This is a genomic window from Sorangium sp. So ce296 (assembly GCF_051529605.1).
GTDB classification, from domain to species: Bacteria; Myxococcota_A; Polyangia; order Polyangiales; family Polyangiaceae; genus Sorangium; species Sorangium cellulosum_D.
The window spans coordinates 9,185,781-9,199,068 of the sequence record NZ_CP150325.1; the positions used below are offsets into that span (position 1 = coordinate 9,185,781).

Sequence of the window (13,288 nt, forward strand, 5' to 3'; positions counted from 1 at the left end):
CAGGGAATTTGCACATGCACACCGAGACCTTCCATCACGTCGAGCAGCACTCGAACATCGTACAGCCCGAGCCCTGGGCCGCCTCTCCGGAGACCAGCCGGCGGCGCGCCGATGAGCTGATCCGGTGGGTGCGCGATTACGCCGAGCGGCGGATCAACTCCCGCCTGATCGACGAGCGGCGCTGCATCCCGCCGCACGTGATTCTAGACTTCGGCAACCGCGGCTTGCTCGGCATGCAGGTGCCCGAGCGCTATGGCGGGCTCGGCCTCCGCTGCGGCGACGCCCTCCGCGTCCTCGAGCAGCTCTCGGCGATCGATCTCACGCTCGCGATCGTCGTCCTGGACAGCATCCTCGGCGCGCACACCATCGGCCACCACGCGACCGAGGCCGTGCGCGGCGAGTTCCTCCCGCTCGTCGCGCGCGGCCGAGTCTTCGCCGCGGTGGCGATGACCGAGCCCAAGGCGGGCTCCAACCTCCGCGCCATCGAGACCAGGGCGGTCCCGGAAGGTAGGGGCGCGTGGCGCCTCCACGGCAGCAAGCTCTGGGTCGGCGCCGGCTCCGCCGCCAGCGTCATCCACGTCTATGCCCAGCTCCTCGACGAGCGGGGCCGCTCTCGTGGGCTGACGGGCTTCATCGTCCGCCAGGGCGCGGACGGGCTCCATATCGGGCCAGAGGCGCTCACCCTGGGGCTGCGCGGGTTCACCAAGAACACGGTGGTGCTCGACGGCGTCCGCGTGACCACGGCCGACATGCTCGGCGCGCCGGGCAGCGGAATGGAGGGAGCCCGGGACACGATGATGCTCATCCGCTTCTATCTGGGCGGGATGGCGGTCGGCGGGATGAAGCGCTGCGCGCAGCTCATGCTCCGCTACGCCGAGCGGCGGCAGGTCCTGACAGGCAACCTCCTCGACAACCCCGTGACGCTCGCCCGCATGAGCGAGCTCGCAGCCCGGATCACGTCGGTGGAGGCGCTGGCCACGCGGATCGCCGAGCTGCGCGACGCAGGCCGGAGCGTCCCCGCCGAGGCGTACATGGCCTGCAAGAACGCCGGCGCCGAGTCCCTAGGCTGGGCCGTCGATCAGCTGGTCCAGCTCCTCGGGGCGCGCGGCTACGAGGAGAGCAACCTCGTGCCGCAGATGTACCGCGACGCGCGCCCATGGCGCATCTTCGAGGGCCCCACCGAGGCCTTGAACATGGTGCTCGGCTCGAGCGCGCTGCACACGGACCGGAGCCTGTACCGCTTTCTCGCCGAGACGTGCGCGTCGCCGGCGATCGCCCGCCGCCTCGAGGAAGCAGCAGCACGGGTGCGGGCCCGCGCGGGGAATGCCGCGACGCCCTTCGACGACCGGTCGACCGCCCTCTACTGGGGCAGCGCGCTCCTCGGGGACGCCGCGACCGACGCGCTCCTCCTCGCCGCGGTCGAGAGCAGCCGCGGAGATGCGTCGGCCCTGCGCCCGGCCGCCGCGTGGCTCGGGGGACGCTTCGACGCGGCGCTCGCGGCGGCGTGCGATGGAGCCCGGGAGGAGGCCGCCCTCATGAGCCGCGACGCGCTCGCGCTCCGCATCTCCCGCTACGCCGCCGCGGTCGGCGACGTCGAGCAGGGGCTGCCGGGCGCCAGCGACGCGCTCGATCCCTACCTGAGCCGCAGGTTCGAGGAGGATCTTGCCTACTGGACGCCGCCTTCGCGCGCGCGTCGCGCGGAGGCACCACGGACCACCCTCGCCGCGCCCGCAGGGGATCTCTGGCCAGGCGGCGCGCGCCCGGCGCGCACCGGCGGGAACGGCGCTGCCCATCCCTGCGGCGCCCCCGACGACGCGGCCTGCGTCCACGACCTGTTCGCGCGAGCGGCGGCGAGAGCTCCGGGCGCGATCGCGGTCGTCTCCGGCGCCCGTTCCATCACCTACGCCGAGCTCGACGCCCGCAGCAACCAGCTCGCGCACCACCTGGCCGCGCTCGGCGTCGGCCGCGAGGCGCTCGTCGGCATCTGCGTGGAGCGCTCGATCGAGCAGATCGTCGCGATGTTGGCCGTGCTGAAGGCGGGAGGCGCGTACGTCCCCATCGACCCCGCCGAGCCGGAGCCTCGCCGCGCCTACATCCTCAAGGACGCGGGCGTGGTGACGGTCCTCACGTCGGAAGCGCTCGCCTGCCGGGTGGCGTCGCAAGCGGCGCACGTCGTGCGCCTCGACGCCGACCGCGCCGCCATCGAGGCTCGTCCCACCGCCGCGCCGGCCGCCGTCGCGGGCCTCGGCCAGGCCGCGTACGTCATCTACACGTCGGGATCCACCGGCCAACCGAAGGGCGTCGTCGTGGAGCATGCCGCGCTGTCGCGCTTCACGCGCTCGGCATGCGTCGAGTACGGCATCGGCCCGGGCGATCGGGTCCTCCAGTTCGCCGCGATCAGCTTCGACGCTGCCGTCGAGGAGATCTACACCAGCCTGATCTCCGGCGGCACGCTCGTGCTGCGCAGCGAGGCGATGATCGGCTCGGCGCCCGCGCTCGTCGCGGCTTGCGCGGAGCTCGGGTTGACCGTCCTCGACCTGCCGACCGGCTACTGGCACCAGCTCACGGCCGAGCTCACCGCGTCCGGCCTGAATCTGCCGCCCTGCGTCCGCCTCGTGATCATCGGCGGCGAGCGCGCGTCGCTCGCGCGGGTCCTCGCGTGGAAGGCGCATTGCGGGCCGTCCCCGCGCCTCGTGAACACCTACGGGCCCACCGAGGCCACGGTCGTCGCGATCGCCTGCGACCTCTCCGCCGTCGACGACCTCGGCGCCGAGGTCCCGATCGGGCGCCCGATGCCGCACGTCGAGGCGCACGTGCTCGGCCCGGCGGGCGAGCCCGTCCCCGGAGGGGTCGCAGGGGAGCTCTACCTCGGCGGGGCCGGCCTCGCGCGCGGCTATCACGGCCGGCCAGAGCTCACGGCGGAGCGCTTCATCACGAGCCCCTTCGATCCATCGGGGCACGCTCGCCTCTACAGGACAGGAGACCTCGTGCGCTGGCGCGCCGATGGACACCTCGAGTTCGTCGGACGCGCCGACCATCAGGTCAAGATCCGCGGCTTCCGCGTCGAGCCGGAGGAGATCGAGGCCATCCTGGCCGAGAGCCCGCTCGTGGGCGACGCCGCGGTGGTCGCCCCGGAGCACGCCGACGGCTCGCGCCGCCTCGTCGCCTTCGTCGTACCCCGGACGCCCTCGTCGAACCTGCCGCAGGAGCTGCGCGGCTTCCTCGCGTCGCGGCTGCCCGCCTACATGATCCCTTCGGCCTTCCACGCGATGGACTGCCTCCCTCGCACGGTGAGCCGCAAGCTCGATCGCCAGGCGTTGCTCTCGCGGGCGTCGCTGCCCGCGGAGCTCGCGCCCGCAGGGGACCCTGGCATCGATCCGGCGGATCTCCCGCGCACCGCCACCGAGCGCGCCCTGGCCGCCGTCTGGAAGGAGATCCTCGGCGCGGAGGTCGGCGTTCACGACAACTTCCTCGATCTCGGCGGCAACTCGCTGCTCGCGATCCAGACCGCCGCGCGGATCAGGAGCGCGCTCGGCGTCGAGCTCTCGGTGGACGCGCTCTTCAGCGCGCCGAGCATCGCCGAGCTCGCCGAGCACATCGACGCAAAGCACGCCCTCCGGGAGGGAGACGCCGGCAGCCAGCTCGCGGCGCGCCCGGCGGACGACGCCGCCGCTCTCACGGCGCCGCAGCACGAGCTCCCGCTCTCTCCCGGCCAGGAGCAGATCTGGTTCCTGCACCGCCTCTACGCCGGAGAGCCGCTCTACAACGAGCCTTGCGCGATCCGCATGCGCGGCCCCGTCGATGAAGGCGTCCTCGAGCGGTGCTTGGTCGAGCTCATCCGCCGTCACGAGATCCTGCGCACGGCGTTCGTCGAGAGGGAGGGGCGGCCGGTGCGGATCGTTCGCCCCCCTTCCTTTTCTTTGCGCGTAGTCGACCTGCGGGCGGTCCCTCCGGCGGACCGTGCGCCTGCGGCGCAGCGCCTCGCCGAAGAGCAAGCCCGGCTCTCCTTTGACCTCGGGGCACCTCCCCTCCTCAGAGCGACCTTCGTGCGCCTCGCCGACGACGAACAGGAGCTCCACCTCGTCCTTCACCATCTCATCGTCGATGGCATCTCCCTGTACCGCGTCCTGCTCGCGGAGCTCGAGGTGGCCTATGACGCCCTCTCCCGCGGCGCGACGGCGCCGCCGTGGCCCGAGCTCCCGGCCCAGTACGCGGACTTCGTCGCCTACCAGCGGGCCGAGGCCGAGCGGGCCGCGAAGGTCGAGCTCCCGTGGTGGATCGAGCGGCTCCGCGGTTTGCCCGAGCTCGAGCTCCCGCTCGACCGGCCCCGCCCGAGCGCCCCGCGCTGCAGCGGAGAGCGCGCGTGCATGGCGTTCTCGAGCGACCTCACCGAGGCCCTGAGGCGCCTCGGTCGCAGGGAGGGGGTCACGCTCTTCATGACCGTGACCGCCGCCATCTACGTGCTCCTCCATCGCTACACCGGCCAGCGCGATCTCGCGCTCGGTACGGTCATCGCGCAGCGCGGCCGGCCGGAGCTCGAGCGCGTGATGGGCTATTGCGACAACACCCTCGTCCTCCGCGCCGACCTCTCCGGCGATCCCACGGTCGGCGAGCTCCTGCGGCGGGTCCGCGGCCTCAGCCTCGAGGCCCTCCAGCATCAAGCGCTCCCGTTCGAGGCCCTCGTCGCGGCGCTCCATCCCCGGCGCCACGCCGGCCGGAATCCCCTCTTCCAGGTGGCGTTCATCTCCCAGCCGCCGCTCGCGGCAGGCCCGCTCGGGTGGACGCTCGACCGCCTCGGCGTCCATACAGGCACCGCGAAGTTCGACCTCATGATCGAGATCGACGAGCGCGCGGAGGGGATCCTCGGTCGGATCGAGTACCGCAGCGATCTGCTCGCGGCAGAGACCGTGCGGCGGATGGCCGGCCACCTGGAGGTGCTGCTCGCCGCGATGGCCGAGGACCCCGCGAGGCGGATATCCGCGCTGCCCGTGCTCACCCCTGGGGAGCTCCGGCAGCTCCTCGACGACTGGAACGCGACGGCGATCGAGCGCCCCTCCTGCTCCATCGTCGCGCCCTTCGAGGCGCAGGTGCGCCGGACCCCGGACGCCGCCGCCGTCGTCTTCGGAGCGGAGGAGCTCACCTATGACGCCTTGAACCGCCGCGCCAACCAGCTCGCGCGTCGCCTGCGCCGGCTCGGGGTCCGCCGCGATACCGGCGTCGCCCTGCTCCTGGACCGGACGCCGGAGCTGATCGTCGGCGTGCTCGGGATCCTCAAGGCCGGCGCGGCCTATGTCCCGCTCGATCTCAGCTATCCTGCGGAGCGACTGCGCTTCATGTGCGCCGACGCCGGCGTCCGCGTGCTCGTCACCCGCGCGGGGCTTCTCCACCTGTTGCCGGACCACGGCGCCGAGGCGCTGTGCATGGACGCCGCCCAGGACCTCCTCTCGGCCGAGCCCGATCACGACCTGGACGACGATGCCTCACCGGAGCAGCTTGCCTATGTCCTCTACACGTCGGGCTCCACGGGGACTCCCAAGGGCGTCGCGATGCCGCAGGGGCCCCTCGTCAACCTCCTCGCCTGGCAGCTCCGCCAGACCGCGCTCGGCTCGGGCGACCGCACCCTGCAGTTTGCGCCGATCAGCTTCGACGCTTCCTTCCTCGAGCTGTTCGCCACCTTCTGGACGGGCGGCACCCTGGTCCTCATCTCGGAGCCGGCGCGCCGCGATCCGCTCGCGCTGCTCGGGGTCATCGCCGATCACCGCGTCGCCCGCATGTTCCTCCCCTTCGTGGCCTTGCAGCAGATGGCGGTGGCCGTCGACCGCGGCGCCCCGGCCCCGGAGAGCCTGCGCGAGCTCTATGTCGCGGGCGAGCAGCTCAGGATCACGCCCGCGGTGCGCCGCTTCTTCGAGAAGCTCCCCCATTGCGTGCTGCAGAACCAGTATGGTCCCTCGGAGACGCACGTCGTGACCGCGCTCACGCTCTCTGGCCCGGTCAGCGCATGGCCGGAGTTGCCGTCGATCGGCCGACCGATCGACAACACTCAGATCTACCTCCTCGACCCTGCGGGCCACCCCGTCCCGATCGGCGTCCCCGGCGAGCTCTACGTCGGCGGCGCCGCCCTCGCGCGCGGCTACCTCGGCCGGCCAGAGCTCACGGCGGAGCGGTTCCTCGTCGACCCCTTCTCCGCCGCTCCCGACGCTCGCCTCTACCGCACCGGCGACCTTGCGCGGTATCTCCCCGACGGCAACATCGCGTTTCTCGGCCGCACGGACGCGCAGGTCAAGATCCGCGGCTTTCGTGTCGAGCTCGACGAGGTCGAGGCCGTCCTGGCCCGCCATCCTGGCGTGGAGGCTGCGGCCGTCGCCGCCAGGGACGACGCGACCGGCGGCAAGCGGCTGGTCGGTTACGTCGTCCCGCGGGACGGCTGCGATGTCGGCGATCTGCGCGAGTTCATGAGGGCCACCGTCCCTGATTACATGGTCCCTGCGGTGATCGTCCCTTTGAGCTCGCTTCCGCTGACGCCGAGCGGGAAGGCCGATCGGCGCGCGCTCCCGGAGCCCGAGGGGCTCACGGCCCCGACCGGCCGTGCATGGGTCGCTCCTCGCGATGAAATCGAGCTCCGCCTCGCGCGCATCTGGTCCGAGGTCCTCCGCGTCAATCCCGTCGGTGCGACCGACGATTTCTTCGACCTCGGGGGCCACTCGCTCCTTGCCACGCTGCTGACGGCGCGCATCGAGCAGGAGTTCGGGCAGGCCTTCCCGCTCGCCGCCCTGTTCGGAGGCTCGACGGTCGAGCGTGTCGCGAGCGCCCTGCGCGCGCCCGCGCGTGCACGCCCCTGGACGCCCCTCGTCCCCATCCAGCCGAAGGGCGGGCGCCCGCCCTTCTTCTGCGTCGCAGGCTCCGGCGGCAACGTCGTCTACTTCCACGCGCTCGCGCGGCACCTCGGCGCGGATCAGCCCTTCTACGGGCTCCAGTACCCCGGCATTGACGGGCAGTCGCCGCCGCTCGCCACCATCGAGGCGCTCGCCGCTCATCACCTTGCCGCGATCCGCGCGTTCAGGCCTCATGGCCCCTATGCTCTCGGTGGCCACTCCGTCGGCGGCGCCATCGCCTTCGAGATGGCCCGGCAGCTCGAGCGCGAAGGCGAGCAGGTCGCCTTGCTCGCGATCCTCGATGTCCCGGCGCCCGTCGCCGAGAGCGACTGGATCGGCTTCCGGTGGGACCACGCCCGCTGGCTCACGGCCATCCTCGCCCTCTTCGAGCCGATGTCCTCGGAGGCGCTGCGCTCGCTCGACGAGGAGTTCCGGGCGAGGAGCCCGGAGGCGCAGCTCGAGCTCCTGGCGCGTCGGCTCGGCGCTGCTGGCGTCCTGCCCACGGACGCGGGACCCGATCGCGCGCGCGGCATCGCGGAGGTCATGAAGGCGAGCGATCTCGCGTACGGCCGCTACGATCCAGCCCACGTGACGGTGGATCGCATCGTGCTCCTGCGAGCCTCCGAGCCGAGCCGCTTCGACCCTCTCGTGGACCTCGGCCTCTTCGCGCGCGCGGCGGACGACCCGGCCTGGGGCTGGGGCAAGCACGCCCGCGCCGGCGTCGATATCCGCTGGGTGCCCGGCGATCACATGACGATGTTCGCCGAGCCCCATGCGCGCGCCGTCGCCCAGGTGCTCGCGCAGAGCCTCGAGGCCGCGGCCTCGACGGCGGGCCGTCCGGCTTGAGGCTCCGACGCGCTGACTGAGCTCTCGACGCCGCCGCGCCGAGCCCGCCGATCGCACCGATGCGCGTGATCGTCCGTTGACCCCTGCCGCAGCGAATTCTACCGAGTTGGGCCGACGTCCCCCAGGTTCTGCCCACCGGAACCTTGAACCCTGATCCGCCGAGCAACCTGAACTCCATCGATCTCCTCCGCCAACCTGGGGGTAACCTCGGAACGCAGGGAGAGGAATGCTGGAGGGCGCGCCCGAGCACCCTGGCGCGCGCCTCATCGAACGACGAGCCCGCGCGTCCACGCGTCGTGGGAAGCGCTCGAGTCGCCCTGGATGGGCACCTGCGGCCCCAGGAAACGCGGCCCGCGGCCTGACCAGGTGTCGATGAGCGTCAGCGCCGTGGCGAGGAGCTCGCGCCGCGCGTCGCGGTCGGCGTTCGCATAGACGCGCCGGTCGGCGGCGTAGCCCACCGCGGGGAAGCCCGCCGCGCGCGCCAGGTACAGGGCGCGCGGCAGGTGAAAGCCCTGGGTGCACACGACCGCGTCGCGCACGCCGAAGACGCGCGCGGCGCGCTGCATCGTGTCCAGCGTGCGCAGGCCCGCGTGGTCCATGAACACGTCCTCGGAAGGCACGCCCCGGCTGACGAGCCACGCGCGCATGGCGTTGGGCTCGTCGTACCCGACACGCCCGTGGTCCCCGGAGACAAGAACCCGCCGCACCTTGCCGGCGCGGTACAGCTCGAGGGCCGCGGCGAGCCGATCCTCGAGGACCGCCGACGGCGTTCCGTCCGGCCACACGAGCGCGCCCGGGACGATGGCCACCTCACCCCGCGGAACGGCGTCGAGCTCGCGGTAGATGCGCGCCGACCGCAGGACCCAGAGGCGCGCGCCGGCCAGGGCAGCGCCCCCGACGAGCAGCAGCGACACCAGGGTCACGAGCGTGCGATAGGCGAGCCGTCGAGGGGTCGACGCGCCGAGGCGAGGCTGGGCCGGGCGAGGCTTCGGGAGCACGCCCGGCTCAACGCGCCGGACGGCGCGCGTATTCTGGCGCGCCGGAAGGACGGATGGGCTCGAGCTCGAGGTGTGTGGCGCCGTCGCGGCGTGGCCTCCGATGCCGAGCTGCGACGCGGCCGTCGGGGACCGAGAGGCCGTGCCCGGTGATGGGCCACCCCGCCACGATCGTGCTCGCCGCGCCGGTCTCGAACACTGTATGAGCACGAACCGAACATGATCCATCACTGCCTCTCTCGACATGCCGCCTGGCTGCTCGCTTCCCTCTCCGCCTGCGCGCTCCTCGCCGGCTGCGGCGACGACGACGCCGTGCCGCCGCGCGACGGTGATCCGGCCTGCGCCGGGTGGGGCGACGCTCCGCCCGGCGACGGCCTCTTCGAGCTTCCCCGCCCGACCGGGCCGCGCCCGGTCGGCACGCAGGTCCGCGCGCTGACCGACGGCGCGCGTGGCGAGGAGGCGACCGAGGATCCCGAGGACCGCCGGCAGCTCCTCGTGCAGCTCTGGTATCCGGCCGATCCCTGCGGCGCCGGCGAGCTCGCGCCGTACCTCGCGCCGGAGGAGGGCGACAGCCGCCGCGCGAGCACCGGCCTCCCGGTCGAGGACGGCTTCGAGGCGAGCTTCGTCACGCACGCGCGCACCGGCGTCCCCCTCGCCGACGAGGGCGCGCCCCACCCGGTGCTCCTCTTCTCGCACGGGTTCGGGATGCTCCGCGCCGACTACACGAGCCTCGTCGAGGACCTGGCGAGCCACGGCTTCGTGGTCGCCGCCATCAGCCACACCCACGACACCGAGCTGGCGCTGTTCCCCGACGGCCACGCGGTGCCCTTCAGCCCGGTCGTCGGGACGCCGCCGGGGATGGACGCGACGCCGGAGGAGATCGACGCCTTCTTCGAGGCGATGGACGAGCACGTCGCGGTCTGGGTCGACGACGCGCGCTTCGTGCTCGACGAGCTCACGGCCGCCGCGCAGCGCGACCCCGAGGGCCTGCTCACCGGGCGGCTCGACCTCGATCGGGTCGGCGTCCTCGGCCACTCCTTCGGCGGCGCGATGGCCGCCGAGGCGTGCGCCGTCGACGACCGCTTCGACGCCGGGCTCAACCTCGACGGCACCCTCGTCGGGCCGGAGAGCGGCGCCGGAGGCCGGAGCCTCGCGCAGCCGTTCCTGATCATGCTCGCGGAGGGCCACGTCGACGACGCGCGCGTCGACGAGACCTACGGCGCGCTGAAGGGCCAGGGCTACCTCGCGCGGGTCGAGGGCGCCGCGCACCTCACGTTCTCGGACCTGCCCGTCGTCATCGAGCACCTGCTCGGCGCAGGCGCCCTCCCCGAGCAGCTGGGCACGATCGCTCCGGCCCGCGCGGTCGAGATCACGAACGCGTACACGCGCGCCTTCGTCGAGGCGCACGTGCGCGGCGACGCGTCGCCGCTGCTCGACGGCCCCTCGCCCGAGTACCCCGAGGTGTCCTTCGAGAAGAAGCGCTGACGTCGCCGACGAGAGGCGCTGGCGCGACCATTCCGGCCTGAACGGCGGCGCGACGCGCGGGCGGGAGATCCGGCTTTCGCCCCCGTTGAGCCTATCCTCTCGCAAACGATCGATCCTCGCAAGACTGGTTCTTCGCACGGGCGAAATCGTGCGAATTCGACCGGATCCTGTCACTCGGCTCCGAGGGGGGCGCGACCGACGCGCCGTCGGGTAGTGGTCAACTTTGCCCAGAGAGAGTCCACATGAAGGCGGGAAGGCGGGGAGAGCATCAAGGTTTCCTTCCCGCCTTCCCGCCTTCATGCTCAAATTTGACCACTGCTAAGCAGCCTGCGGGCGCGCCGAAGGCGATATCGCGCTCGGGCGGCGAGAGATCGCCCAGGAAGGAGAGGTGAGCGCATGCGCGCCCCTCGCGGGCGAGGGGCGCGCGTGACCGTGGCGGCCCGCGCGCGCAGGTGCCACACTCGCGCGCGAGCGCCCGCGGCCGTCCACTCGCCTGTCGCTGCGCCCACGCCCCGTGTCGCAGAACGTCAGCCTGCAGCTGCTCCACCTCGCGCAGCGCGTCCGCGCGCGCGACGCGCACGTCGCGCGCGCGCCCGACCCCGCCCTGCAGGCCCTCAGCCCCGCGGCGCCGCTGCGGGCGCTCGTCTCGGAGCGCGCACGCGTCGGTGGGCTCGGCGCCGTCTTCGCGCTGGGCGACGGGCTCGACGCGCTGACCTTCTCGCCGACGCTCTACCTGCTCGAGAGCGCCGCGAGCGTGGCGCAGCTCGCGCATCGCTGGAGCGCGCTCGAGCGCGCGTGGGGCGTGCGCCACCAGACGCGGTTCGCGCTCGACGGCGCCGGCGCCCTGCAGCTCGCGGCGCAGCCGTACGCCGGCGCGCTCGCCCCCGCGAGCCAGACCGTGATGATCACCGGGGTGCTCGCCGCGTTGCTGCGCCGGATGGGCCACGGCGAGCTCGTCGTCGCGGCGCGCGTCGCGCGCGGACCGTGGCGCGATCTCGCCTGCGACGCCCGCTGGCTCGGGCCCGCGTCGCTCGCCGAGCCGCCGGTCGCGCTCCGCCTCGCGTGGTCGCGCCGGACCGCGCCGGCGCCGCCCGCGCGTCTGACGTTGCACCCACCGAGCGCCGCGGACGACCCGGTCGCCGCCACGCTCGCGGCGATCGCGCGCGAGCCGCACGCGCCGTGGACGCCGCAGGGCCTCGCCCACGCCACGCGGCAGTCGGTCCGCACGCTGCAGCGCCGGCTCGCGGCGCACGGCACCACCGCCTCGGCGCTCGCGCGCCGCGTGCGCACGCGCGACGCCACCGTCTCGATCGCCGGCTCGCTTCGGCCGCTCACCCAGATCGCGCACGCGTACGGGTTCAGCGACGCGGCCCACCTGGCGCGCGAGTTCCGCGCCGCGTCGGGCTTGCCGCCGAGCGCGTATCGCGCGGTCGCGCGCACGCGCTAGCGCGCGCCCACGGCGCGGTGCGCGCGCGGTAGCCGACGATTGGCGCCGACGATTGGCGCGCAGATTCAAGCCCGCCGCGCGCCCCGCTGCGAGGGTGAGCGCGCACCGGCGAGCGGCCATGCCCCCCCGGTGCGGAAAGGCACGCCCCCTCCGTATGAGCCCCGAACGCAACAAGCAGATGCTGCTCGAGCTGTACGACGCCGTGGTCGGCAGGCACTGGGACGCCGTCCGCGCCCTGTTGACCGCCGACTTCGTCGACCACAACCCCGACGCGCGCGCCGCGCCCGGGGCCAACGGCTGCGAGGCCTTCATCGCCTATTTCCGCGACGGCGAGACGCCGCTCCACGGCGCGCAGGTCGAGATCCAGCGCATGATCGCCGACGCCGAGTACGCCGTGGTGCACTACAAGCTCGTGAACCCGCGGCGGCCGCGCGGGGTCGCGGTGGTCGACATCTTCCGCGTCGCCGACGGGCGCTTCTGCGAGCACTGGGACGTGCTGCAGGACATCCCGGCCGACGCGCCGAACCCCCGCGCCATGTTCTGAGCGCGCCGCCTCGCGCCCACGGCGGCGCGCGCCTACTACCCCTCGCCGCGTCGACAGCCGGTCGCCCATCGGCGCACGACACCTCACGCCGTGCGCAGCGACCGGGCGCGTCGGTAAAAGACGCGCGATCGTGGGCACGGGGAGGTGTGGCGCGGCGAACGGATGTGGTACCTCGGAGGGCGGCGCGCAGAGGGTTTCCGGAGCACTTCAACCAAGGAGGACCAATGAGCACCGCCGCTCCTGACGCAGCGCTCCGCCCTTCGCTGGGCAAGCGCCTTCTCGCAAACACCTTCGTCCGCATCTTGCTCGCGGTGCTTGCCTCCATCGGCACGATGGCGCTGCTGCTGATGCTGTCCGAGATCGTGCCCAAACCCATGCGCGTGGTGTGGCCCACGCTGCTGGCCGCGGCCGGATGCATGGCGGGCTACCGCTTCTACGTGCGCAACGTGGAGAAGCGCGAGCCGCTCGAAGCTGCCGGGCCACGCATCCTGCCGGAGCTGGGAAAGGGCTTCGGCGTCGGCGCGGCGCTGGCGGTCGGTGTGGCCGGCCTGCTGCTGCTGTGTGGCGCCCTGCAGGTGCAGGGCCTGGGTGACTGGCGCGCCATCTTCAAGCCGCTGCCGGAGCAGATCATGGTCGCGACCTTCGAGGAGCTCGTGTTCCGCGCCATTCTGTTCCGCATCGTCGAGGAGCGGTGGGGGCTCCGCATCGCCGTGACATCGAACGTACTGCTGTTTGCGCTTGCCCACCTGCCGAACGACAACGTGAGCGTCCTCGCGGTGCTGGCCACGGCATCGGCCGGCGCCGGCCTGCTCGGCGTCTACCTGCTCACCCGCCGCGTATGGATCGCCATGGGCATGCACTTCGCCTGGAACTACCTGTTCGATGCGCTGATGTCGGTGCCCGTCTCCGGTCATGCGGCGCGCGGCTGGATTCAGGTGACGCCGGCCGGTCCGGAGTGGCTGAGCGGCGGTGCTTACGGCGTCGAGGGGTCGGTCGTCACGCTGATCGCGTGGACCGCTGCCGCCATCGCGCTGTTCCGTGTGGCGGGCCGGGGCCCAGCGAGCGTGCTCCCGCGCTAGCTCCGAAGGACGATCGCGGC

At 73.0% G+C, this 13,288-nt stretch carries 6 protein-coding genes; 5 read left to right on the forward strand and 1 reads right to left on the reverse strand.

Going from position 1 to position 13,288, the window contains the following annotated elements; genetic code table 11:
- Positions 1-14: 14 nt before the first annotated feature.
- Positions 15-7,718: an amino acid adenylation domain-containing protein gene (locus WME98_RS34075; RefSeq protein WP_437945857.1), complete on the forward strand. Its 7,704-nt coding sequence runs from the start codon at positions 15-17 to the stop codon at positions 7,716-7,718.
- A gap of 263 nt (positions 7,719-7,981) precedes the next feature.
- Here the strand turns inward: WME98_RS34075 and WME98_RS34080 are convergent, their stop codons facing one another.
- The gene (locus WME98_RS34080) at positions 7,982-8,716 is read right to left on the reverse strand and encodes a SanA/YdcF family protein (RefSeq protein WP_437945858.1); all 735 of its coding nucleotides are present in this window, start codon (positions 8,714-8,716) and stop codon (positions 7,982-7,984) included.
- Positions 8,717-8,932: 216 nt separating this feature from the next.
- On the opposite strand from WME98_RS34080, the gene WME98_RS34085 reads away from it, so the two are divergent.
- The 4 genes from WME98_RS34085 to WME98_RS34100 all read left to right on the forward strand — a co-directional run bounded on the left by WME98_RS34085 (position 8,933) and on the right by WME98_RS34100 (position 13,268).
- Positions 8,933-10,198, forward strand: coding sequence for an alpha/beta hydrolase family protein (locus WME98_RS34085; RefSeq protein WP_437945859.1), 1,266 nt, complete (start codon positions 8,933-8,935; stop codon positions 10,196-10,198).
- A 514-nt stretch (positions 10,199-10,712) separates the two neighbouring features.
- Positions 10,713-11,645, forward strand: coding sequence for a helix-turn-helix transcriptional regulator (locus WME98_RS34090; protein ID WP_437945860.1), 933 nt, complete (start codon positions 10,713-10,715; stop codon positions 11,643-11,645).
- A 154-nt stretch (positions 11,646-11,799) separates the two neighbouring features.
- Positions 11,800-12,189, forward strand: coding sequence for a nuclear transport factor 2 family protein (locus tag WME98_RS34095; RefSeq protein ID WP_437945861.1), 390 nt, complete (start codon positions 11,800-11,802; stop codon positions 12,187-12,189).
- A gap of 224 nt (positions 12,190-12,413) precedes the next feature.
- Entirely contained in the window at positions 12,414-13,268 is an 855-nt protein-coding gene (locus WME98_RS34100) for a CPBP family intramembrane glutamic endopeptidase (protein ID WP_437945862.1), read from the forward strand.
- The last annotated feature ends 20 nt before the right edge of the window (positions 13,269-13,288 follow it).